This window comes from Bacillus sp. 5mfcol3.1 (assembly GCF_900114335.1).
Lineage (GTDB): Bacteria > Bacillota > Bacilli > Bacillales > Bacillaceae_G > Bacillus_A > Bacillus_A thuringiensis_S.
In genome coordinates this window covers 1-24,903 of record NZ_FOST01000016.1, presented here as the reverse complement: position 1 = coordinate 24,903, position 24,903 = coordinate 1, and the positions used below count along the sequence as shown (strand labels likewise).

Below are 24,903 nucleotides of genomic sequence, written 5' to 3'. Positions count from 1 at the left end.
GCAATTAAGTTTTGATGTTCATCTCTAACCGAGCGCACTTGATAATAAATTTGAGCCACCTTTTCAATGCTTCCTGTGCTATTTTCAATTGCGATTGTGCCTTTCAGTTCGTATGTTTTTCCATCAAAAGTTTTAACACTATGAGCTTGTGATGCCGCAATATCATAAAATGTGAGTCTTTTTTCTTTTCCCATATGAACGCCTCCTATTTTTGATAAAGAAGGGAGAAAAGCGCTTCTCCCTTGTCTAGTTTTCTAGCCATCTAGATAGGATGAAATAGTGAACGAGTGCTTTAGATCATGCTAGGATTGTTGTGTTGTACGAAGTGATAATGCGTTGTGCTGCCTCTTTTCCGTATATGTGCTGTAATGCGGATTGAGATTCAACTACGATTGAATGCTGAATGTGGTATGTTGCGCTTTCTTTCAAAAACTGCTCCATATGAGGGATTGGGTACAAATCATATTGATGAAATACCAGGTGAATCGGTCTTATATTCTTGCATTCTGTTAGATATTGAAGAAAATTTGATAATGCTTCCCCTCTCTCTTGATACGTACTCGTTTCCGTTTCTACACTGATGTACACAACGGATTTTTGTTTTAGATCCATTTGTAGTGTTTCATAACCAGTTAATAAATCATGTTTGATGATTTGATATCCTTGTTTTCGTTTTTCTTGATGGGTATCTTCATAAAAGATGCCTTTCGGATCAAAAATGAAAATAAAATCATCTGTTGTTTTCTTCACACCTTCTATGACCGTTTTATAAGCTCCAAAACGAGCTTTTATGACACCTGCAACCTTTTCCCCTTCATTCAGTTCTTTCAACGCTCTAATCACCTTTGTATACTTCTTAGCTACGCCTAACATGCATTGCACTCCTTCCTATTTCATTTCCCTCTTCCGACTACTACTGAAACCAAAAATACTCTTTTTGTTCCTCTTGTTTTTCACGTTGATGTTTTTCAAGAATGTATAGCAAAGTGATAGTTATCGCATCCCTTGTTTCTTTTGAGTAAAGACCTAGCTCATAGAAGATATGATAAGCTGGATGCTCATTCTCGAGCGAATTTACTACCTCTACCAAGTTCGCCTCACTCTCATACATTTTTTCCGTGAACTCAATAACTTTTTTCACATCTAGGTAATATAGGTTTTTATGCCGTTGATCCAGATATAAAATACTTCCTGCCAATAATTTTGTAGCGGATTCTATCCAATAATCATGTTGCTTTAATCGTTTCATTACAGTTTGAGCGATTGAAATTGCTTGCATCAATTCTTCAGGTAACCAAGCACTCATGCGCTGCATCACGTCTTCCCCAAGTTTCCCTAAATTTTTTATTTTACCGACATAGATTTCTGAAATCTCATATCATCTCCCTCTCGGTCTCTTATATCTTGCTCCCTATCAAAAAAACAACTGTCCAAATGGGAATTACGAGTATACATGCATTACGACATCCAATAGCAAAGTCTAACGGATTTTCATCTACTTCATTAGAATGAGCTTCATATTCTTTCATATCATAATTGAGCTTTCTTACTGCAAATACGGCTCCAATTAAGCCAAGTACGACACATGCAAGACCAATCCATTTTATGTATGGATTTTCGGATTTACTGCCTGTTGTCGGAAGATACGTTTCGAGTTTCTTTGGTGTTTGTTCTAGTGGTGGTTTCATAACAATCTGTTGTGTTGTCACTGGAGTAAGTGGTGAGGCGATTTCTTCTGATCCTTCACCGTTTGCTTAATAATTTGACCATCTTCTTTAATTTCAAATGAGAACATTTCTTCATTCAGTAAATATCCTTCTTGTGCGAATGTTTCTCTATACGTGTATTTTCCATATGGAAGCTTATTGTTGCCGGAAATAGGAGGTTTAATGATGCTACAAGGAGCGCACTCATTGTAATGAGTAGCATACGACACGAAAGTTTCAACATGACTAACAGCTTCCTCATATGATATGCAGTTTTTAGAGAACAAAAAAACTAAATTTTCAGATTTATAAACTTAAAAAAAGTAATTATGTTATCACTTTTCTGTATTTTTCATTTACAATATAGATGTATAATTATTGTTTAGTTAGTAAATGAAATTTGTTTCATTCTAATCTTGCACGATAGTACGTAGCAAAAAACAATTTTTCAATTGGCTCATTGAAAATATCAGCAAGAACTTTTGCCCTATTTTCAATAACTCCTTTTGTACCAGTTTCAATGTGATACAGAGTTTTCAAAGGTATTTTAGAAGCATCCGACAGCTCTTGAATTGATAACCCTTTTGATTCTCTAATATTGCGTATAACAGTCAATTCCCCACCCCCTTAATCACATTCTATTCTCCTTAAAGTAGAATGTCAATCCTTTAGGGATACTTTTATATCCCTAAAGTGAATTATTTTTACTTTAAGGATAAATAAGAATCCCTAATGTGAATATAATGAATGGAGTGAAATAGATGATACAGAATTATTTCGGAGAAAATGTTAGAATTCTAAGAACGCTTAAAGGATTAAATATGAAAGAACTTGGTGATGTTTTAGGAGTCGCTAGTAGTACTATTTCCAATTGGGAAAATAACAGGAAAGAGCCAAGTTTTGAAATGCTCCAAAAGATCTCCATATATTTTAATGTAAGTACTGATCGACTCCTAAATCATAAAATTGGTGATAGTGAAGCTCTTACAACAGAAGATCGAAAATTAGTTGTTGAACGTTTAGCACAAGATTTGTATGAAAGTTATAAAAATATTCCTGATAAAGATAAACCATTATTAGAAAATGAGTTAATTGAGTATGCAAAATATTTAACGCATAGAATTGAGACTAAAAATAAATTAAAACATAGCTGAAATACATTATTCTTTTTGGAAATTTCCAATTAACAATAATAATTCACGATAAGTTTCTAAAATATTATTATCCTGGTTAATCATTTCATTAAACCACTCTTGATTAAGATTCATTTTGTAACGCCTCCCATATTTGACATGAATTTTATGTGTTAGTGGCACGAAATTTTTACGCTTTATAATAATGAGCCACCATTATAAAGTACGAAAGACGCTACTTTTTAGTAGCGTCTTTCTTGCTTAAACGGCTTAACCACCTCCGGGATCGACCATCCTTTGCATAACATATTTATTTGTATCTTGCGCTTTGGCATATTGTGAATCTGGTGTTTCTAATTGAAAAAACGATGTCAATAGCATCACGGTATATAACATAACCGCTAAAAATTTATTCACTTGACTTCACCTCTTCTTTTAATAGCTCCTTCTTGACGTATTGCGAATAAAAAATGTTACCTGTCAATTCGAAAGATTCTAACGATTCCTTTAATCCTATTATATCATTATTTACTTTTGAAAACGAATACTGCTGGAAGGCCGTGAATTTTTTACCATCTTTTCTCAAGTCATCATATAGTTTATTTCCTTTTTCCCAATCACCATGCATGCATTCAAAAAAAGCCTTCTCAGATGAATGAATAAGATCAAATCTTATCTCATCTAAATTAATACCATTTTCTATATACAAATGCGCTAGTGTAGTATGAAACGCTAAATACTTTTGTGTTTTTTGTGGAACTTGAATACTTTCACAAAGAGAAATGGCTTTCTTGATATACTTCTCAGCTGTATATGGGCATTCAAACGTGAAACTTTCTCCTAAACAGCACCAAGCTGTAGCCTTAATAATAGAAATATCTAATTTAGAATCTAAAATTTCATAACATGTATTGCGACATCTATCTAAGGCATTTCTCATTAAATATATATAAGCCAGTCGCTCTTTATATTTCAATTCCAAGCATCTCTTAACGTACTCTTGTTTCACTTCTTTTAAAATGACATCTGTACGATCAGCATAAGGAATAACCGCATTATAATTTTGCTTATCATACATAGCTTCCATATATAAAATATTTAAGGCTGCTTGACACACTGTATCTGAAGAGAAATCTTTGGTATACATCTCATCTAGAAGTTGCTGACCTCTCGCTATGTTTTGATTTCTTTTATTCTGTATTTTATAAACCGCTATGTACTTCTTTAATCCCTTTGTATCCGCATGCTTTTCTATAATATCTGCTATTACTTTGTATTCTCCCATTGCTTGGCAATAGCATAATGCTTTTTGTACATTTAATGGTGTTTTACAAAGAAGAATATATTCATGAATGATTTTTCTTTTCTCTTCCGAATTATTACAAATGGCTTGAATTAACTTTAAAAAAATCTCAAATTTAAACTCTTCTGTTTTACATTGAAGTCCGTTATCAATTGTTGTTTTACTTGTTCCAATTTCCTTTGCTAGTTGTCTACTACTTATTTTCTTTTCAGCTTTAATTTTCGACAATTTCCCCATTAAATTCTCCAATGTAAAGCCCCCTTCCAAGCACAAGACACATCACCCAATATAAATTATTAAATAGATATTTTAATCTATAGTGTAGTATTTATATATATTCTTGGAGGTTAATAATTAACTTTAATGATCGGGTAATCAAAACTTGTTATTATATTACTTAATTTTTTCTCAAAAATTGTATAATTAGAAATATTTTAACACGAAGGTCTTATCGTTATGTGTAAATTGCCCATTATAAAAATTTTATATTTATTTATCAGAAAATTCAAAACACAAGGCGAAGACATTAAAATTCAGATGGGTTTGAATGAATACATTTAAATGTTTTTTACAGATGGGATAAAAAAGGCTACTCGAGGGGATTGATATTATTTTAATGACAATATAAGATAGATAGAAAGATTGTATTTTAAAGAAGAAATAATTTTTAAAAATATTTACACATAAAAAAAAACCCACTATACACAGTTTTAAATTGGTCTCTAGTTTGGCGACATGAACCAATTTAAAACTCCTAGAATAGTAAGGGTCTTATTTAACATTTTTTAATGTTCACTTATAAAAAAATTATAACATAAAGTGAATTTAATGTGAATAAGAACCTCTATTTTTCCATGTTTTTTCTGTATGTGTTTAGTGGGAAAAATAGGAGGTTTTTTCAGTGTTGTTGCGAAACTTTTTGCTTAGTCGAGCAAAAGCGGAACTAAGTCCCCACATCCATCACTTATCCAAAACTCCTGGAGCTATCAATCAAGCAATCAAGAAAATAACTTCTTATATTGATAGTGTTGTCCTAGAGTGTGAAGGTGCTACCACTAAAGATTATCTTACCAAAAGGAAATACGAAGCTTTAGAGACTGTTTTATCTTATTTAGTACAAGAAGGCTATAGTCAAGTTAGACAAGAACACATTAGCAAAAAATCTGGAATTTCAAAACCTATTATTAATTACATTTTTAATTGGCTGCAAGATTTAGGTGTATGTCAACAAATAAAGGTAAGACGGCATGGAAAGATTGCCCCCTCTGTTTACATCTTAACAATACATAATAATTATTTAAAAATCGTTGAATATTTCAAGATAAGATGGGCTGTAGCAATTGATGTTTGTGCTACTTTTACTAAATTTTTAAAGAACAAAATTAGTAAAAATTCTGATGTGACAGATCTTGAATTTATGCGAAAAAACAATTTTAAACCTTCACCTTCCTTAGATTTTTTCGGCATTGAAGAGCAATCAAAACCTGCTGTTAATTATGAGAAACAAGGAAAAAATAATAGATTACAAGACTTAAATGATTATTTGAGTGAAGATCAGAAAAAAGCGTATTACTACATTTTGAGTCAAGAGCTAACATACCTATCTGAAAATGATGCATACACAATTGCTTTAAGATTGCCACCGGATATTGATCGCTACATAAGATGGGATTTTGAAGAATGTGTGCAATGGTTCCAGTTTAATAAAGCTGAAAACAGTAATCCTGCACATTTCATAAAAATGCTTAATCAAAAATCTAAACAAAATCAAGATCGTAGAAAACGTAACGCACAAAATACAAGCTCACTCTTAGATACAAATAATAGTCATACATTTGTTTTTTATAATTTTTTAGATGAGCACAATTAAAATCAAAAAAATCTCATTACAAATAGCCTTGCTGAAAAAAACATATACAGCAAGGCTATTTGTAATGTCTTCCTATCGTTCTTTATTGCCTTATTGGTCTTCAATAAAATAATTTCAAAAACTATAAACAATTTCTATGGACTATATTTTTTTTACTTCTAATTCAACTATAAAATTTACACCTCATGAATATAGTATATTCAATTATTTACTAAACTATTTACTTAGAAATTTACTAAGCATAAATCTCCAATACCTTGATACAATAACCATAATGCCCCCAAAATTTATTCTAATGTTTTTATTTATTTTAATTTCTAAAACAAGATTTATTAAATATAGTACTTTGCATCTCTTTGTCACTTTTTAGGGAGGCTTAGCATATCTTCTAAAGGATTCCCTAATTTTTTATTTAATTTGGCATAACTTACTTCTTAAACAATTGGCTAAACTATGATTCTACCAGTTGCGTGGAAGCAATGGCCTGTTGTTATTTATCAATCTTGTTCAATAGTATTTGATTAATTTGTCTATGTGCTTTAAAAGTTAAAAACTTCGTACTCATTGATTTCACTCTTTAAAACGTATAATAACTCGTTTCATACACTGTCTTAACAACTGATTTCATTATACAATTGTCTTCTTCCCCCTCTTCCAATATTGTACAATCTACATTTTGCTCCAACATCTGTTCTACTACTTTTAACAACTCTTGAAATCTTTCATCCTAACTATTATTTGGTAAAGTAAAATTAACGAGACGAAATTTCATTTTAATATATTTATAGCTTTCACTTTATTTTAATTACAATTACCCTTCTCAAACTAATAAACGTCGAGATTTATTGCCCCTTATCCCTATATACATCTACATCTCATATCAAATTATTTGTGTATATTATTCAGAAATCTGGTCCATACTAATACAAATGAAACCCCAAATTATGTTTTTTTAACTATAACTATTTAATATTTAAACAACACATTTTAACTCTGAATAATCCTCATTACTTTTCACTTACAACATAACCCCGTTTGAGATTCAAAACCTAACAAATAATATCAGTACTTTTTTAAAATCCAAGTAATACATACTATGCAAGCTTCAATACAACAATAAACGCTACTTTAACGCATAGCGTTCACATATAAATGAAGTTTTCTCTTTGCTTTTTAGACATTTGTAATTAAAAAATATTACTTAATTGCTAAATCTATTAATGAAAGCTTTGATTCTATTGCAAATATCTAGTAAAATTCTTATATCAGCAACAAACTTCTAATATTAATAGTTAGTTTTAAAATAATTTCCTACTTACATTAATGTTGTATATATACTTGTTCACTTCTAACAATGAACGCTATTAGAACGATTAGCGTTTATTATTGAAAAGCATTTACGCTAGATGTATAGACTGACTTAATATATAAGTATGTATACAAACAAACTGATATGAGTACAAATGATTAGATGGCTGCCTATAAAACTTTTACTCTTAAAGGAAAGATTTTTTCAAGAACGAATCAATATCTAACACACAAATAATGGAGGTGTGAAGTTTGGAATATGGATATTTTGCACAAGAAGTAGCAAAACAACTAGATATAAACACCAATACACTTCGCAGATGGTCAATTGAATTAGAAAAAATGGAATATATATTTGAAAGAAATGAGCGTAATCAACGAATTTACTATGAGAATGATATAGATATCTTAAAGCAAATGAAAGAATACTTAAATCAAAACTGGAAACTAGAAGAAGCTGCAACAAGAAGCATGGAAAATACTGAAGAAAACGTTCAGAAAACGGATAGCGTTCACGAGGAAAATGAAGTTCAAGTAACGCTCAGAAAACGTTCAGAAACAGATATTTTAATGATTCAAGAAAAATTTTCTTACATGTTTGAGCAGCAAGATAAAATTGTACAGCAAAACCAAGATATTATTAAATTATTATTACAGGAACGCTCAGAAAAAGAAGACAAGGATTTACAGATTCAGTTATTACAAGAAAAACTGGATAAAGCAATTGAACTATTGAATGAAGATCGCCAAGAACAGCAAGATAACACCAAAAAAACGTTCATTCAACGTTTTTTTGGTCGGAATTAAATCAGATATACGTTTTTTATCCAATACATATCTAATTGAGTAAAAAAAAAGCGGTAGCTACCGCTTTTTTTTTTACTTATCCTCACAACAATGAATACGTAGTTTTGTAAAAAATTTTTATAATATGTTTTTTATTTCTTGTTTAATATTGAGAATGTACTTTTATATAACTTATGTTACTTACTCTAACTAAAATAAACAGCCCGTGATAATTGCATGAATCCATGAACATGATGCGAGTATACGGGCTGATTACTTACATAAACTTTCTAGTGAAATCATCAAAAAGCACGATGTCATTGGTAAAGAATACGTACTATCCAGTGGCGTGCCAAAAATAGAAAGCTTACAAAAGCTCTTGGTCACAATTACAAACACTCTTGGCATATAAAGCAAAGTGGTATGGCAAACAATTAGCTGTATTATCTAAAACATTTGCTTCACGTCAATTATGTTCCAATTGTAACTACAAAAACAAAGATGCTAAAAATCTAACCATTCTTGAGTGGGATTGTCTTTATTGTGGCACACATCATGATAGAGATGTAACACAGTGTTCAACCTTAGAAATGAAGCAATTCCTCTTTTAACCGTAGGAACTATGGGGATCGCCTACTAAATTAGAAAGCGTTAGGCTTCTGTACTTAGGGATCCCTCACTTAAAACGCTCCGGAAGATGTTAAGTACTGAGTGGTTCAACATATTTTACTTACATGAATTCCAAGATGAACACAATTGCATATCTTATTGGACCTTTCTTATGGATTCCAAAAACACTCTATATTTCTAATATCAACATGTTAATCCTATTTCCTAAAATTACTTAAGTGTTTTCTTTGACGATTTTTAGGGAGTTTTGACTAATCCTCTAATTCCTCAACTACATATTAAACCCATATAGGAAACTGCATGCTTTTTCTAGTATTCTTTAATTCATTTTGCCAGATTAGATTTTTTATTTACATTGTCATCAATTGCTACATTCATTATTACTAGATCCTATGCTTTCACCATTTAAAAAACGTTAAATTAACGTTTTTTAAGCGCTCATCTCATTTTTTCTTATTGTATTAAACTACTTGCCTTCTAATATCCTTACAGATCGTTTCGGATTCAAAACACTAAACACACATTCTCTAATTTGTTAGGCCGCTATCACATCGCTCTTATAATTTAAATCTTTGCTACTAAGATATGTGCCATATGAAGAACACGCCCATTAATGTCTATGTTTTTGTAATCATACTTTGAACATCGTCAGCTAACATCAACTACTTTTTTTCATACCACATCGCTTTAAATATTTCATGATATATAGCATTATGAAAATCTATGCTTCATTTAGTCAAGGTCGTTATTATAACGTTCATTGATCATTACAACATAGAAACCTACAACTTTATTATTGAGCTATTAATTGATACACTTGTTATCATTTTTATATATTGCTTTAGCATAAATTGCGTCCTTTGAACAACTCAGAATATTGATATTAAAGGGATAGACGCTGAAATAACGGGTAGCGTTCACATTAGAAATCACTAAAATAACACTCGACAACATTTAAGTAGAAGACAATTTCAGCACAACCACAACTACATATTTTTTTGTCCTTTCTTATTGATTTAAAAAATACTCCATATATCTCCAGCCTACTTAAAATATTTGTCAGATTGTATTTGTTATATGAAGTGTAACATTCAATTAAGATAAATCTTAAGATCTGTAATAATAAAACCGCATTATACAATCGCTGCATTCATTATTACTAATTCATACGCGTTATGAACACTGTTAAATAAAACATATCTATCCTAAAATCACATAATACGTTTAGATGTAAATATATCTTAACGTATTATATTAATGAAGGGGATTTCTTGTAAACGCTATGCGTTCACATTTCACAAAGCGTTAAATTAACGTTTCTCAAGCGCTCATCTATTTTATTTCTTCCTATTATATTAAACATCTTGCGCCTTAAACAGTCTGTAAGAATGTTTAAGGCGCAAGATCCACTAAGTAAACTTCTTAATTTGTTGGGTGACTATTCTCGTAATTCCTATGCTTTATAAATGAACTACTTCGTTTTTATGATTTAAACTTGTGCTAATACCTTTGTAATAATGTGTGTTATAAGAAGGACACTCTCATTAACATCTATAACACAGCAAAACTTAGGGCATTTTTTAAAATATGCCCTTGGAAGATTATACTTTGCTTCTTACAAGTCGATTCCTGTTTAAAGAATTTAATACGATATATTTTCACTTCATTTAGTTGGAATTGTTGTTATAACATTCAGTACAAATTATAGAACACCTTATATATTTTAGTTTGCTTTTATCATTTAAATACTTATTTTATTAATTGATATGCCTGTTATGAGTAACGCACTTTATACAACTCTTAACGCTGTAGTTAAAGGGTTAGTCGGTGAAATAACGGACAGCGTTTACATGGGAATTAACACTAAAATAACACTTCGATAACGTTTGAATTGTACAAGAATCCTGATTCCTTAAAATATCCACTTAACCTTTATAGATTAAAGTTAGAATTAATAATTTAAATTTGTAACGTCCTCGATTTGGTGACATCATTTAAAAACATTGTTGCTTTAAAGTAGTATTCTCAAAATTATTACACAGTACTTCTTCCTCTAAAATGTGAAGGTGGGCGATGCATACCGATTGTCTTGTTACCATGTACTGTACAGATTACTTTTTTATTAGAATATAGTTTGCAAAAAAGTCATAGCAATTGTAAAAGATTCAACGTTCTATCGTCCCACACTTGACGAAATTAAGAAATCCAAGATAAAGCCGTAATCTAATATATTAAATGGGTCGCAACATTGTTAAGTGGGCGTAGTTCAATATTAATAGTATTGTCATATTAAATACATCCTATACAAAAAAATAGGTAGTAGTGTTAATAATATATTTTGATAGCAACATGACCGTTTTTATAACGTTCATGAAACCCGCAATTTATGATAGAAATTTCAACTACATCCGTAAATCCATATTATTTTTTTTTTATAACTATATTGTAAAGCTGCGAAATGAAATAAATTGATTTGTTTTTTTAGTTAATCCTAGATTAATATATCTATTATGATATATACCTAAAAGTAAGAAATTTATTCGCAAAACCTCTAAAATGAGTGATTAGAAACACGAGATCAGATACAACTATAACTTTCTCCTCATTCCATTTCGCTTTGAGTTTCAACATTACTGAAAATTGTATCTAAGATTCTTCAAAAATTATTGGCTTCTTTATGCTGCATATGCCAGTTTACAGAATCCTTCGTTCTTCTGTAAAGAGTGCGCCTTGCTTTTGCTAGATAGTTTCTACTGTCCGAACGAATTTAGTTTTTTTATAACTAGAAAAATTCTTTAATTCCTAATCACATATCATTTCCAACAGAAATAAAGACTTTCATTAATTCTTTTATGTACCGTCTCACAATTCTACAAATTCATGATCTTCGCAAACTACGTTCTACTATAGATATTTTTGCTTGATCATCTACTATAACGATATTTCCATTTGTTTGTTTCTTGTGGAAGATTTTATTTTGTTTGGACTAGAGTCATTCATTTCAAAAAAACATATGCTTACGTCTACCGTACTTCTCTCCGAACTTAGGTTGATATTCCACATCTTCATATGTTTAAGAAAAGAATCTTCTTTTAAATTGCAATCATATTATCTCTTAGCCGAAGTTTCTGCTTTACCCATCAAAAACATCGAATTAATAACTATATAAATATGCCACTAAAAATTGCTTTAAGAACGCGCCAACATCAAATAACAACGCCTAAATAACACTTCTAAAACGTTCATAAAATAAAAAATTTGCATTTACTTCAACTTAAGAATCTTAAATATATTCTCCAAGAAGAATATAAGATGATATAAAATTTTTGTTAAAGAATTTGGTATCTCACCATACAAATTTAGAGTTAATTCCAAAAATAAAACAAGAGCAGTAAAGGTCATTCATTGTCTATTTAAACTTCTTACTTTTAAACTTTAAACCAGTATTCCCGCGATCAGTATAATTGATTCTCCGTGAACGCTATGCGTTCACGGAGAATCAATTACTACATTCCCACTAAAAAGCAGTAAAAGAATGCAAACCGAATAACACCTTAGATATATACCCAATCCCAATTCTTATTATATTTGTTGCTTCAAAAAGAAGTTTTACTTTTAAAAGTATGTTACCAATGGATTCCCTAAAAACATCTTTCAACATAGCTTTATATTGCCACTATGATCTAAGTAAGTATGTAGAAACTACTTTGATATCTATGTCATTATTTATATAGAAATATCTCAATTGAAATTCTTTACAACATATACCAAACTACTTTTTTAAATATTGAACTCAAAAATTAAATTTATAGATTTTATCATTTCACAAACTATTTTCTCTTTAAATTCTACTTTAAATACTGCTATTACAATGTTTAACGCTTTAAAAACGCCTTGTGTTCATCTGCTAAGTTCGCCAGATAAACACCATAATAGCGTTTGTTTAGCAAATATATATGAATCTGTAATTAATCCTGTTCAATTTTTATATTCAAATCAAATTTCATAGATTCTCTATTCTTTTAAAGGAGTGCTACAGATACAAATAGAACATATACAACAAAAATACATACTCAAGGTATTTTTTGTCATAGATATCATCAAAATAGCCAAAAACAAACTTATTTAATAATGATCCCCATTTAAAACCGTCTTTAAATGCGTTATTACACCCAAAAACATCTAATCTTATACTCTAAGTTCCTTTATTAGCTATTTGTTTATAAAAAACATTGGAATTGTTGATTTGAAGGGGTTTAACGCATTAAAAACGCATAGCGTTCACACAATATTAAACACCGAAATAACACTTTTATAACGTTTATTTGGCTAACCATTCTTACTATTTAAGTATGTATAAGTCATATTCGCAATTAATCTTATTTGCATTCTAATTTTCTTTCTCTCGATTAAAATGTATACCTCATTCCGCTAGATATCCTTTAAATTCCCGAAATATATCATCAACAGTCCATCCATAAATTACAGAAATAAATTGATATTTCAAAAGACATCTTCGACAAACGTATCCCTCCTGCAAATAACATATTAGATATATCTTAAACATATTTAAAATATATCTAATATATAAAAATATTACAACCACCCAAAATTAACTTAAATATTTCAACTTAATATCTAATATATATCTAAAATATATTCATTTTATATTTTTGTTATATTTTTGTTATATTTTTTCTTCATAAACCTTATAAAAGTCTTGTTGCTAGAGGTTTTATAGGTTATAATATATTTATTAGATATAAATTAGAAATAAAATTCCTAGAGGTGATGTATAATGGCAAGTTTAAAAGGAAAAACTCTTCATATAGACATAGAAGGTGATATTGGGAACGATTCGTTTAAAGGTTACATCAATGGTGAATACATAAAAATGAAAAATGTATATCAAAGTGTTTACTCAATGCCTAATGTTACTGAGACAAACATCCAAAAAAACGTAGTTAATTTAGTAGATAATATGTTCGTGAATATTGCTAGTAAATCAATTCGAAGATCTGGAATGTATTTCATTGGTAATCGAGCAATGTTAACAGGGAAAAACCCTAAAAACATGAACATTAAAGTAGGTCAAAAATACAATGATGATTTACCACTAATTAATATGCTAGGATTAATTGCAAACAAATCAGTTCAACTTGAATGGGAACGCACAGAAGAACTACCACAATCAATCAATGTGACTGTCGACCTTATTTCAGCTATCCCAGCAAGCCAATGGACACCCGTAAACGCTAAACATTTAGAACAACGTTTTACTAATTCGAATCATGTTGTAGTGGTTTATGTAGGAGAAGAGCAGGTAACGGTTAGCTTAACATTTAATAGTGCAAACATTACACAAGAGGGTGTTCCACCGTTATTTGCAATTCTTGAAGGGGAAGAGGAGATGTTTACTGATTTCACTAAACTATATGCAAAAAAACTTGAAATCAAAAAAATTGACGGCTCTTTCTTTAAAAACAAAAAGATTTTACATTCTGATATTGGGGACGGCACAACTGAGTATATCTACACAGTGGGCGTGAATCCAGTAATTGATGCTTGTAGCGGTGAAAGACGCGGTGTCGGTCATGCTACAGAAGAAGCTGTAAAATTATTAAATCAAGAACGTGGCACAAACATTAAACGCCAACAGTTCTCTCAAATTCTTCAAGATATAGATCATAAATACCATGAAGAGGCAACAACACACTTTAATATTACAAAAGTAGAACAAGCAGAACTAATCCTAGAAGATACGGATGAAAAATATGTAAACAATACAGCCAGTGAAGCTGAAGTTTTATGTGTGTATGGTGGGGGAAGTATTACTTTTAAAGATGAATTGTATAATCAATTATTAGAGTATTGTGAGCGAGTTGGAATGTACTTATTGTGGATTCCGGAGAAATACGCTGTAGATATGAATGCTAAGGGGATGCAAATTATCAAGAAAATTCTTTCTCGAAAAAAGGTGAAATAGTATGTCCGACAAAAAAAGAGAGTCCTTCTTCTGGAACCTCAAGAAGATTGAGAATGAAGAATTCTTTAAATGGTTCGAGTCACAAAGTAATATAGCCGATTCTTTATATAAACTTGTATGCTATTTTATTGATAAACACGGATTACAAGACGTAGCTGATTATAAGATACAGCAACAAATGCAAAAAGAAATTTTACTTCAAGATAAAGACTTTTTAAATGATGTTAAGCGTATACTATTAAACAATTCAAATCTTACTATTCAAAAAGAAAACCAAGCAAATGAAAAAGAGTCAGCAGATCAAAATAAGATTGTTTCATCTCTTGAAAAAAATTCTACTTCTAAAGATTCACATATAGAAAATGAATCAACAACTGAAAAAGCGGTACTAAAAGATGAATATGAAGACCTGGATACAGCCAATTTATTTGGTAACTAGCGTTACGCATCCATGATAAAAAAGAGTCCCTATTTTAGGGACTCTTTTTTATCATGGATGCAAGTTTTTTCTACATCTTATCAATAATAATTTGTCTTTTATACCACTGATTTAATTTATCTTTAGCCGTGCCTGAAAGGCGTTTTGTTTTCTTATTATAGAACCTAGAAAGGGTAGGTTGTGATATACCTATTTCTTTTGACAGATCTCGCATTGTAATATTTTTATTCACATGGAAGAATGATATTTTTTCTCTAATTGAATTTTCATACTCATCAACATCTAAATTGTTATTTTCTATTTTCACAGGAGACTCTTCTTGTATGATATCTACTGTTTTTTTCTTCACTATTTTTTCTATTGAATTCATTAATTCTTTCGGCGGTAAAATTATTATACCTAACTGAGCATAATAGTTCTTAAACCAATTCTTCTTTGTTAACATTTCCTCTTTTAAATCTTCACTGTACTCCCAATGTGATATTACCTTTTCCTTCTCTAAATCAATAAGAACATTTTCTAACTGTTCACGAATACGATTTGGCTTTTGATTTTGATTTACACCCATGACTGCCAGTAATCCCTTATCTCCGCCTATAGAGTAAGGCCTTTTTAAACTAGAGAACATTTGACGAATTCTCCATTGCCAAGTTAAATAACGAATCAATCTCTTATGATATTTATGTCTATAACTATTATATTCCAACGCTTTTTTTGATAACAGTGCCGTTGTACTACTAGAACCATATAAATAACTTGATAAGAAGCTCCCTGGCTTAATCCTGCAAGATTCTATCCCCATATATTCGTTAGTGTTATTATCTCTCCAGAGTACCACAGAATCTAATACAAAAAGCCTCTTAATAACTTCTCGCTTTACTTCATAATGTTTACCTGCTTCAGCTCGATCATTTAATACAACTACCTCATTATCATCATTTAAATAGATAAAAATACTTGCTAAGGCAGCGATACGTTTAGCAACCTTTATTTTATCTTCGGCTCGATAATATTCTGTGTTATTTGCCTTTGCTTTAGGTATGCTACACATTTCTAATACCTGATTATATGAAAAGTCTATGAATTCATCAGGGGACTTTGCCTCATTTAACCATTGGATAGTAATTGCATCTAGACAGTCAGCAGTTAAATCATCCATATTACTCATTACACCATCAACCAATGTATTCCAACGGGCGGCTTCTTCAATATTTATTAATCTTAAATCTTCATCTTTATGTGAAGAAAGTTGCGCAACTCCACTACTATCTTTCGTTTCAATTGGATAAGATTTCAACTTTGTATTTTCATCTTCTTCAAATTGATTCTTTGCTATACCATCTCTTAATTTATAATAAACCGCAGAATTATTTACTTCATAATAATTCTCGTGCTCTAAACCCTTATTAGATTCCTTTGGTTGCTGCAAGGTTTCATTGTTAGCTCTTGAAAACTCTTGCTCCACAAATAATCCTATCGCCACATCAATTTCAATTTGGTAAGTTTCTATGTTAGTGAATATTTCCAAAGAGGAGATTCCCTTTTTTTGCTGCTGTTCAAGCCACTGTACAAGCATTGAAAATGATGGGGAAAAATAGTCCGAAGTTACAATCCTACTAGTATCTTCTTTAACTTCTAAGTAATAAGCATTCCATTTATACCACAATTGTTCATTATGTTTATAGATAGGTGCTGATATTACTAATGCATCTTTAAACAATTGTAGAACATTATCCATATACATCCTTCTCCTTATTTAATTTACACTTGAGAATGATTTAAACTTAAATCTATATAGCCTTATGATGTTCCTATTCATGAAAATAAAAAAGAATACAGTAAGTTCTATCCAACCATCCCTTAGTGATAATCTAGCACGTATGCTTATAACCACCTCTTTTACTGATTATACAAGACTGTATCCATTTGGAAAAGGTAAGACGTTATATGAAACCCAATATTTTTCAAGGGATTAGCTGAAACATGAAATTCTTTTGCGATATCATGTCCCTTTTGACTAAACATGAAAAAGCTAGGTTATTCATGTCTTAACAGTTTCGCTGTATATATGGTAAAACTCATTAAATTTTGCATACAAAGTGAAAATTTATAGCGGTATCATGTCCCTTTTAATTAAAACATGAAAAAAATCCAGCCTTAAATGTTTCATGAAATTAAACTATATATTTTTTCGTAACCCTTTCTATCCTTGATACAAAAGGATTTCTTCTATATTCAAGGTATGAAACAAGAAAATTTATAGCGGTATCATGTCCCTTTCTTGTTTCATAAATCCGCTTAAATCCCTTATATACCATACATTTGTACAACACCTTCACAAATTTCAGGGAATTATAGAACATGAAAATTCATAGCGGTATCATGTCCCTTTCTATCTGAAAAGATGAAACACTCCTAGCGGTATCACGTTCCTTTTATTAACACCAAATTTCATAAAAATCCCTTTAATATCAATGTTTATTAACGATTTTCATTTAAATTCTAATAAATAGAAATATGAAAATCCACAGCCCTATCATGTCCCTTATATTTTTGTGAAAATAAGCTTCCAATCCCATTAGACCAACGTTTATTAGCATTTTACAGCTCATGTTCTTGTTTATTCAGAACATGAAAATCCATAGTGATATCATGTCCATAAAAAAAATAGAACAAAACTTGAAACCCCTTGATATGAAAGGGATTAACGTACATTTCATTTTTTCATGTTTGCTCTTAAAGGGGCCCATTTCATCAAATTTTGATTTGCTATAATTAAAATCGGTATATTTTATATTGTACGGATATGTATATTTTAATTTGTATAGGAGGTGAAAAAGATGAGCAAATCATTTGTTATTCGTAATCAACGTAGTCTAAATGGACAATCTACTAATGCAGTTATAGTTACATTAAAATCTTGGCAAGCACTTGTTGATGCATTGGAAGGAAAATACTATAGCTATAAAGATACATACCTTGAAGATATTATTAATCAAATGTCGTATGAAGAACGTATTGCGGATATCGATGGATTTGTCGCACAAGCAAAGCCATCTTTTTCACGTCATACTATTTCAAAGACAATGGGAAGAAAACATAAATTGTATGGTATTACTAATGCAGATCTTGAAGTATTTCTTTACCTACATAAAAAATGCTATACGAATGGTATTATTCCAAACGTAACAGTACATATGCTTTGGGAAGACTATAAGCAATACAAAGAAGAATTGGCATGTATACAGCATTCTCAATTCTATATTGCATTAAAAAAATTAAGCCTACATAACATTATTACAATAGAAAATGAATTAGATAGTCGATACACAATTAAAATAACTCATTTTATGAATGAAGAAACAGAAAAAGCAAATCCTTATGTATACATTAGTCCTGTAGTCTTTACAAAGGCTTTCTTTGAACTTTCAGTAGCATCTAAGAAGCTATTCTTAGATATTGCTATGCAACAGCATAGAGAAACTACATTAAAACGTTCTTTAGACAAACAGGATGAAAGGGGTAATAAGACTCACTTTGGTGGGATGTACCGCTTTTTACATAAGAAGTATCCACATCAAATTCGTGCAGTTATGAAAGAATTAACCACTGTATTGTCTTGTACAGGGACTCCACTATTCAAAATCTGTAAACTACAAAAAGGGGTTCAAAACAAGAAAAAATACACGACTTTATTTTTATCTATTCATTCAGACTTCTTATGTGGAAAAGAATCAGGAGAATTACAGTATCGTGATCCTTTTACTCCAAAGGTTACGTATGCACGTAAAGCTCGATTTATTGAATCTACACTACAAGAAATGCATATTGGTGAATTTACACGAGACATGAATAAATTTATTCATGTTCTTAAAAATACCTGTCATCGACAAATTCGTAGTGTAATACATAGTTTGCGTGACATGATTGATCGCACTGAAAAATATCCAAGTAAGTTAGTATATACGCTAAAAAAATTACTAAACCAAACATCACAGTATCATATTCTTGATACTGCAGCTAAAGAAGGGATTTATCCTCTTATTACACAGTACGTCCCAGCAAAAGAAAAAGAACAAGCTATATTTGATTTCGGATTGCATTTCTCTATGTACTCTCGCCGAAGTATTAAGAAGCTGTTCCGTAAAACATTTGAGTTATTAAATTACAAATTTGCCGTACCTGTTACAGAGGAATCTTACCATCGTAATTATCTAAGATATCAAGAAGAGACATTATTTAGAAAATACGCTTATGAACAAGGTGCAAATCTAAATGCTTATATGGCTTTAGAAATAGAAATACGTGAACTTCTAAAAGTAAAAGGACATAAAGAACGCTTTATTCCTAGTGATGTACGTGAATTGTTCATTGAAAAGATAGATAAATTACCAAAAGAAAAGCTACGGGTAATTGAAGTACCTGGTAGCATAAATTTAATTACCTTTATACGTGCCTTAGAACAGCTGATACGTGCTGGAATTCAAGTAACATCAACTGAACAGGTATTAAAAGTAATGGAAGAAATGTAATCATTTTTAGCTCTCTATATTTGAAAAAAATCAAAATAGAGGGCTATTCGTGTTGCCTCTATCATTCAAAGTCTTTCTATTAGACACATTTATATACTTTTCTAAAAGATTCTATTGAAAATAGAATCTTTTTTTATGCACTTCTATACAATAAATGTTATTCATCATTCTTAATTTCCACAATAGTAACGTAAAAATACATCCAATTCCTATATAAATAGAGAATTTACTCTACATAAAATCATAAGAAAAAGTATATTTTGAGTGGATATGTTTATAAAAAGGATCATTTGTGAATAAATGTATCGTACTATTGTTGCTATATAAGGATTCTATAAGTAAGTCTACTAAAATTCATCAAGTTTTATGTGATTAAATATGAATAACTGAATTAAGTGGATTAAATAATGATTAATGTGTATAGATTGTGTACAGATGACTACAAATTGGGGACAAATATTGAGAATATCTTCTTATTTACAATAGAATAAATATACTAGTTTTTGTATTATTTTTCTTCACTTTTTATGTAGGAATAGTGATATTATTTTATGATTTTATGTAGAAAGGATAGTACGACAAAGTCTATTTTTACACTCCCATTACATACCATTTATGATTTTTTACAGTAGGGCATGTTAAAAACATTGTCATAGCAAGCTTAATTCTATATTTTATGAACCTATATAAGTTTTATCTTTATATTTTTAATATATATAAGATATATATTTATATAAGATTTTTAGATAAGGGGGAATATTTCAGATAGGATGGGGACAACAAATATATTTTTAAATAAAAAAATTATTTGTATTATATATACTATTATTTTTAGAATTTATTAATAAAAAGTTCTAGCCACTATACACATTGAATAATAATAGATAAATTACATATAAGTGTTAAATATTTTCTTTAGTAGAGTTACCACAACAAAGAGATATACGTACTAAAACGAATTAATATCTCTTTACAAGGAGATGAATTACTGTTGCCTTAGGAAATTAATAGTTATAAACTTATAGGCAAAGTCGAGATCATAGCTATAAGTTTGTAAAAATAGATTATATATTTATTATACTTTATTTAATTTTTTATACATGAATAGGAGTGATATGTATGCAACTAAAAAATGTAACACCTATGGGATTAAATGATGAGGTGTTCAAAACAATTATTAATAAAACTGAAAATACATTTCCAACATTTTTTTTTATTAATCCATCAGGTAGTGTTGTCATACCAAAATATTTGAACAAGGATATATGTATGTATGCAGTTTTTGGTGAAACAATGGTTATAATTGATAATGAAATCGAGATATTAAGGCATCAACAAATATTGTATTTCAATGCTGAGGTATACATTGAATTGAGAAATAATACTACTGAGAATGTAATTGTATATATTGATTGTGTAAATAAGTAATTATTGATTAGAATCATTATAAATATTTGTGAAATACTTCACAAAAAATACACAAAAATATTTAGTCATTTCATGTATAGTAGGAGTAGTTGAAAATTTCGCATTATTATTTGTGAAATGCTTCACATGATTTGAGCTTTTCTTAATATGCAAGACAAAAACAATAAGTTCCAACATTTTGAATCTATTTTTATAGTGATCTGGAGGCTTTAATATGACAAACAAGACAGATGAAAAAGAAGTACAAGCAATGGTCAACGTAGGAATTAAAGATGAAAATGAAGTACAGGAAGTTGTTAATAGTTTAGTTGAAAATGGAAAAGAAGCACTAAAAGCGCTAGAATCTTATACGCAAGAGCAAGTAGATCATATTGTTCATGAAATGGCACTATCTGGATTAGATCAACATATGCCATTAGCAAAAATGGCGGTTGAGGAAACTGGTCGAGGTGTGTATGAGGATAAATGTACAAAAAATATATTTGCGACTGAATATATTTGGCATAGCATAAAAAAAGATAAAACTGTAGGAATTATCCATGAAGATCCACATGAAGAAGTCATTGAAATTGCCGAACCTGTGGGTGTAGTTGCTGGTGTGACACCAGTAACGAATCCTACTTCAACTACTATGTTTAAAGCAATTATTGCAATGAAGACAAGAAACCCAATTATATTTGCTTTTCATCCATCTGCTCAGAAGTGCTCTGTTGCAGCGGCTAAAATCTTAAGAGATGCTGCAATTAAGGCAGGGGCACCAGAGAATTGCATTCAATGGATCGAAAAACCTTCTGTTGAGGCAACAAAAAGATTAATGAACCATGAGGGGGTTGCACTTGTCCTTGCAACCGGAGGCGCTGGAATGGTCAAATCAGCATATTCTACAGGGAAACCGGCCTTAGGAGTAGGACCTGGGAATGTACCTTGTTATTTAGAGAAATCAGCACATGTAAAACGAGCTGTAAATGATTTAATTTTATCAAAAACATTTGATAATGGTATGATTTGTGCCTCTGAGCAAGCAATCATTGTAGATAAAGAAATCTATAATGGTGTAAAAAAAGAAATGCAGGACAACAACTGTTACTTTGTTACAGAAGAAGAGAGAATAAAATTAGAGAAGCTTGTTATTAATGAAAATACATGTGCGGTAAATAGTGATATTGTTGGGAAATCAGCACACTATATTGCATCATTAGTAGGGATTAAGGTACCAGAGGATACAAAAATACTTGTAGCTGAAATTAAGGGCGTAGGTGCAGAATATCCACTATCACGTGAAAAATTGAGTCCAGTATTAGCTTGTATCAAAGCAAATTCACGTGAGGAAGGATTTAAATACTGTGAGGAAATGTTAAATCTGGGTGGCTTAGGGCATTCAGCGGTTATCCATTCCACAAATAAAGAAGTACAAAAACAATTTGGATTAAGAATGAAAGCTTGTCGTCTTATTGTAAACTCACCGTCATCTCAAGGTGGAATTGGTGATATTTACAACGCATTTATTCCATCTTTAACTTTAGGATGTGGATCATACGGTAAGAATTCTGTGTCTCAAAATGTAACAGCTACACATTTAATAAATGTAAAGCGTTTGGCAAATAGAAAAAATAACATGCAATGGTTCAAATTACCCCCAAAGGTTTTTTTTGAAAAACATGCGACACAGTATTTAGCTAAGATGCCAAACATTTCACGAGCATTCATTGTAACGGATCCAGGAATGGTAGAACTAGGATATGTCGATACAGTTACACATTACTTACAGCAACATTTAAATGATGTAAAAGTAGGTGTTTTCTCAGAGGTAGAACCAGATCCATCAGATGAAACTGTTTTCAAGGGTGCTGAGATGATGAGAAGTTTCAAACCTGATGTAATTATTGCATTGGGCGGAGGTTCAGCAATGGATGCAGCAAAAGGAATGTGGCTATTTTATGAATACCCAGAAACAAAATTCTTTGGAATTAAACAAAAGTTTTTAGATATTAGAAAACGTACATGTAAATTTCCAACACTAGGGCAAAAAGCACAATTTGTTGCGATTCCAACAACATCAGGAACGGGTTCAGAAGTGACACCATTCGCGGTTATTACAGATAAAAAAAATAATATAAAATATCCACTTGCTGATTATGAATTAACACCAAATGTAGCGATTATTGATCCACAGTTTGTAATGACAGTGCCACCTCATGTAACAGCAGATACTGGTATGGATGTGTTAACACATGCGGTTGAAGCATATGTGTCTATTATGGCAAATGACTATACAGATGGATTGGCCTTAAAAGCTATTGATCTAGTATTTAAATATTTACCAAGAGCATATAAAAATGGAAATGATGAAGAAGCGCGTGAGAAAATGCATAATGCTTCTGCAATTGCAGGTATGGCTTTTGCAAATGCATTTCTTGGTATTAATCATAGTTTGGCACATAAGCTTGGACCAGAATTTCACATTCCACATGGACGCGCTAACGCAATCTTAATGCCGCATGTAATTCGATATAATGCTATTAAGCCGAGAAAACACGCATTGTTCCCAAAATATGAGCATTTTGTGGCAGATGAACGTTATGCACATATTGCAAGAACATTGGGGCTGCCAGCAAGTACAGTAGAAGAAGGTGTGGAATCTCTTGTACAAGCAATTATTAGCCTTGGAAAAGAATTGAATATTAATATGAGCATTGCAGGACAAGGGGTAAAACAAGAGGCATTTGAAAATGTTGTGGATGTCTTATCGGAAAGAGCATTTGAAGATCAATGTACACCAGCAAATCCGAAACTCCCATTAATTTCAGAATTAAAAGAAGTATATAAACAAGCATATAAAGGTGTGTAATAAGTTAAGTAGATATAACTTTTTTAGTTCATAGATTTTGTATTTGATATTTGTAAATTTATTGTATATGGGTGTTAAGGGGAAATAAATCTTATAAACAGTTGTGTTCTAAATAGAACATCTAACAAAAATGCTGCCTAGATGACCTGTATGTAGGTAAGATGGGAGAGTACAAAAACTATGTCTAATTATAAGAAGTTAAATCAGGTAATTGAAAAAAAAGAGGAATTAATATCGCTTGTTAAGCAGTATGGATTCACTCATGAAAAGGTACTTTGTTATAGTAGAGAATTAGATTTATTACTATATGATTTGATGAAATCTAATAGAAATAATAAATAAATCAAGTTTATATAAAAAAGAAATAAAATATATATATTTAGGATATATTTTAAATGAAAAGCGCTCTCCTATTTATAGGTGAGCGCTTTCTTATCTCCATTTCATCTATTTTGGTGAGGTTTTTTTATTACCAAGAATCTTATGCGTGATAAATCTCACAACTTGAACTACCCCCACTTTCACTTCGTTTAGAAGTGAGGGATTCCTAAGTAAAGAGTTCTAACGAACTCTAATTGATTAGGCTAGCTCCACAGTCCTTGCGGTTAGAAGCCTTATCGCTTCATTCTTTAGATTTATACTTGCGTTAATATCCCTATCATGGTGTGTACGACAAGAAGGGCAGTCCCATTTACGTAGGTTTAGATTTTTAACGTCTTTGTTTTGATATCCACAACAAGAACATAATTGGCTAGAAGCAAATGTTTTCGATACAACAATGACTTGTTTGCCGTACCATTTTGCTTTGTATTCCAACATGGTTCGAAACTGTGACCATGATACCTCACTAATTGCTTTTGCTAACTTATGATTCTTTAACATATTCGATACTTGCAAATCCTCTATACCAATAACATCGTGGTTTTTGATGATT

The 24,903-nt window shown here is 30.7% G+C and carries 17 protein-coding genes and 2 pseudogenes; 10 read left to right on the top strand and 9 right to left on the bottom strand.

The genetic code is table 11. The features are described from left to right. From BM089_RS28660 to BM089_RS28640, 5 genes and pseudogenes are all read right to left on the bottom strand, one after another. On the bottom strand, positions 1-194 hold a 194-nt coding region (locus tag BM089_RS28660; protein ID WP_090978809.1), incomplete at its 3' end, for a hypothetical protein. A 103-nt stretch (positions 195-297) separates the two neighbouring features. After that, a complete protein-coding gene (locus BM089_RS28655) occupies positions 298-873 on the bottom strand; it encodes a TraM recognition domain-containing protein (RefSeq protein ID WP_065486252.1) in 576 nt (191 codons plus the stop codon). A 40-nt stretch (positions 874-913) separates the two neighbouring features. Next, positions 914-1,372 (bottom strand): type IV secretory system conjugative DNA transfer family protein, encoded by a 459-nt coding sequence (locus BM089_RS28650; protein ID WP_090978807.1) that lies wholly within the window; start codon positions 1,370-1,372, stop codon positions 914-916. A 172-nt stretch (positions 1,373-1,544) separates the two neighbouring features. Further along, positions 1,545-1,999, bottom strand: a pseudogene (locus BM089_RS30845) (prealbumin-like fold domain-containing protein); the annotation flags it as partial. Positions 2,000-2,111: 112 nt separating this feature from the next. Further along, positions 2,112-2,321 carry a helix-turn-helix transcriptional regulator gene (locus BM089_RS28640; protein WP_090978805.1) on the bottom strand — a complete coding sequence of 70 codons (210 nt, stop codon included), beginning with the start codon at positions 2,319-2,321 and terminating at the stop codon, positions 2,112-2,114. 146 nt (positions 2,322-2,467) lie between these two features. Here BM089_RS28640 and BM089_RS28635 point away from each other — a divergent pair, with 146 nt between their 5' ends. Then, positions 2,468-2,860 carry a helix-turn-helix transcriptional regulator gene (locus BM089_RS28635; RefSeq protein WP_090978803.1) on the top strand — a complete coding sequence of 131 codons (393 nt, stop codon included), beginning with the start codon at positions 2,468-2,470 and terminating at the stop codon, positions 2,858-2,860. A gap of 249 nt (positions 2,861-3,109) precedes the next feature. Here BM089_RS28635 and BM089_RS31275 read toward each other — a convergent pair whose 3' ends face one another. Next, a complete protein-coding gene (locus tag BM089_RS31275) occupies positions 3,110-3,256 on the bottom strand; it encodes a hypothetical protein (protein WP_175495710.1) in 147 nt (48 codons plus the stop codon). Continuing rightward, a complete protein-coding gene (locus BM089_RS28630) occupies positions 3,249-4,379 on the bottom strand; it encodes an AimR family lysis-lysogeny pheromone receptor (protein WP_090978812.1) in 1,131 nt (376 codons plus the stop codon). The genes BM089_RS31275 and BM089_RS28630 overlap by 8 nt, the downstream gene beginning before the upstream one ends. Positions 4,380-5,043: 664 nt before the next feature. On the opposite strand from BM089_RS28630, the gene BM089_RS28625 reads away from it, so the two are divergent. The 5 genes and pseudogenes from BM089_RS28625 (at position 5,044) to BM089_RS28600 (ending at position 15,161) form a co-directional block, all read left to right on the top strand. Then, positions 5,044-6,012, top strand: coding sequence for a Replicase RepFR55 (locus BM089_RS28625; protein WP_090978801.1), 969 nt, complete (start codon positions 5,044-5,046; stop codon positions 6,010-6,012). A gap of 1,560 nt (positions 6,013-7,572) precedes the next feature. Next, positions 7,573-8,127: a MerR family transcriptional regulator gene (locus BM089_RS28620; RefSeq protein ID WP_090978799.1), complete on the top strand. Its 555-nt coding sequence runs from the start codon at positions 7,573-7,575 to the stop codon at positions 8,125-8,127. A gap of 193 nt (positions 8,128-8,320) precedes the next feature. Further along, positions 8,321-8,746, top strand: a pseudogene (locus BM089_RS31660) (zinc ribbon domain-containing protein); the annotation flags it as partial. A 4,788-nt stretch (positions 8,747-13,534) separates the two neighbouring features. After that, positions 13,535-14,722 carry a ParM/StbA family protein gene (locus tag BM089_RS28605; RefSeq protein ID WP_000157615.1) on the top strand — a complete coding sequence of 396 codons (1,188 nt, stop codon included), beginning with the start codon at positions 13,535-13,537 and terminating at the stop codon, positions 14,720-14,722. A 1-nt stretch (position 14,723) separates the two neighbouring features. Next, complete coding sequence (locus BM089_RS28600) at positions 14,724-15,161, top strand: hypothetical protein (protein WP_061529997.1); 438 nt, start codon at positions 14,724-14,726, stop codon at positions 15,159-15,161. Positions 15,162-15,231: 70 nt separating this feature from the next. Here BM089_RS28600 and BM089_RS28595 read toward each other — a convergent pair whose 3' ends face one another. Then, on the bottom strand, positions 15,232-16,899 hold the full coding sequence (locus tag BM089_RS28595) for a helix-turn-helix domain-containing protein (RefSeq protein WP_090978795.1): 1,668 nt from the start codon (positions 16,897-16,899) through the stop codon (positions 15,232-15,234). Between the two features lie 1,102 nt (positions 16,900-18,001). Between BM089_RS28595 and BM089_RS28590 the strand changes: the two genes are divergently transcribed. From BM089_RS28590 to BM089_RS28575, 4 genes are all read left to right on the top strand, one after another. Then, positions 18,002-19,693 carry a hypothetical protein gene (locus BM089_RS28590; RefSeq protein ID WP_090978793.1) on the top strand — a complete coding sequence of 564 codons (1,692 nt, stop codon included), beginning with the start codon at positions 18,002-18,004 and terminating at the stop codon, positions 19,691-19,693. 1,119 nt (positions 19,694-20,812) lie between these two features. Next, a complete protein-coding gene (locus BM089_RS28585) occupies positions 20,813-21,121 on the top strand; it encodes a hypothetical protein (RefSeq protein ID WP_001176242.1) in 309 nt (102 codons plus the stop codon). 250 nt (positions 21,122-21,371) lie between these two features. After that, the gene (gene adhE, locus BM089_RS28580) at positions 21,372-23,969 is read left to right on the top strand and encodes a bifunctional acetaldehyde-CoA/alcohol dehydrogenase (protein ID WP_090978810.1); all 2,598 of its coding nucleotides are present in this window, start codon (positions 21,372-21,374) and stop codon (positions 23,967-23,969) included. A gap of 180 nt (positions 23,970-24,149) precedes the next feature. Further along, positions 24,150-24,311 (top strand): aspartyl-phosphate phosphatase Spo0E family protein, encoded by a 162-nt coding sequence (locus tag BM089_RS28575; RefSeq protein WP_090978791.1) that lies wholly within the window; start codon positions 24,150-24,152, stop codon positions 24,309-24,311. Positions 24,312-24,548: 237 nt separating this feature from the next. On the opposite strand, the gene BM089_RS28570 is transcribed toward BM089_RS28575, so the two are convergent. Next, positions 24,549-24,903 (bottom strand): RNA-guided endonuclease TnpB family protein (locus tag BM089_RS28570; protein ID WP_139213350.1); only part of this gene is annotated, 355 nt, incomplete at its 5' end.

Bases quoted from the DNA above. Each gene is read 5' to 3' on its own strand.
- BM089_RS28595 (WP_090978795.1), bottom strand. From the start codon at position 16,899: ATGGATAATGTTCTACAATTGTTTAAAGATGCATTAGTAATATCAGCA.
- BM089_RS28655 (WP_065486252.1), bottom strand. From the start codon at position 873: ATGTTAGGCGTAGCTAAGAAGTATACAAAGGTGATTAGAGCGTTGAAA.
- BM089_RS28585 (WP_001176242.1), top strand. From the start codon at position 20,813: ATGCAACTAAAAAATGTAACACCTATGGGATTAAATGATGAGGTGTTC.
- BM089_RS28600 (WP_061529997.1), top strand. From the start codon at position 14,724: ATGTCCGACAAAAAAAGAGAGTCCTTCTTCTGGAACCTCAAGAAGATT.
- BM089_RS28635 (WP_090978803.1), top strand. From the start codon at position 2,468: ATGATACAGAATTATTTCGGAGAAAATGTTAGAATTCTAAGAACGCTT.
- adhE (WP_090978810.1), top strand. From the start codon at position 21,372: ATGGTCAACGTAGGAATTAAAGATGAAAATGAAGTACAGGAAGTTGTT.
- BM089_RS28630 (WP_090978812.1), bottom strand. From the start codon at position 4,379: ATGGGGAAATTGTCGAAAATTAAAGCTGAAAAGAAAATAAGTAGTAGA.
- BM089_RS28575 (WP_090978791.1), top strand. From the start codon at position 24,150: ATGTCTAATTATAAGAAGTTAAATCAGGTAATTGAAAAAAAAGAGGAA.
- BM089_RS28590 (WP_090978793.1), top strand. From the start codon at position 18,002: ATGAGCAAATCATTTGTTATTCGTAATCAACGTAGTCTAAATGGACAA.
- BM089_RS28605 (WP_000157615.1), top strand. From the start codon at position 13,535: ATGGCAAGTTTAAAAGGAAAAACTCTTCATATAGACATAGAAGGTGAT.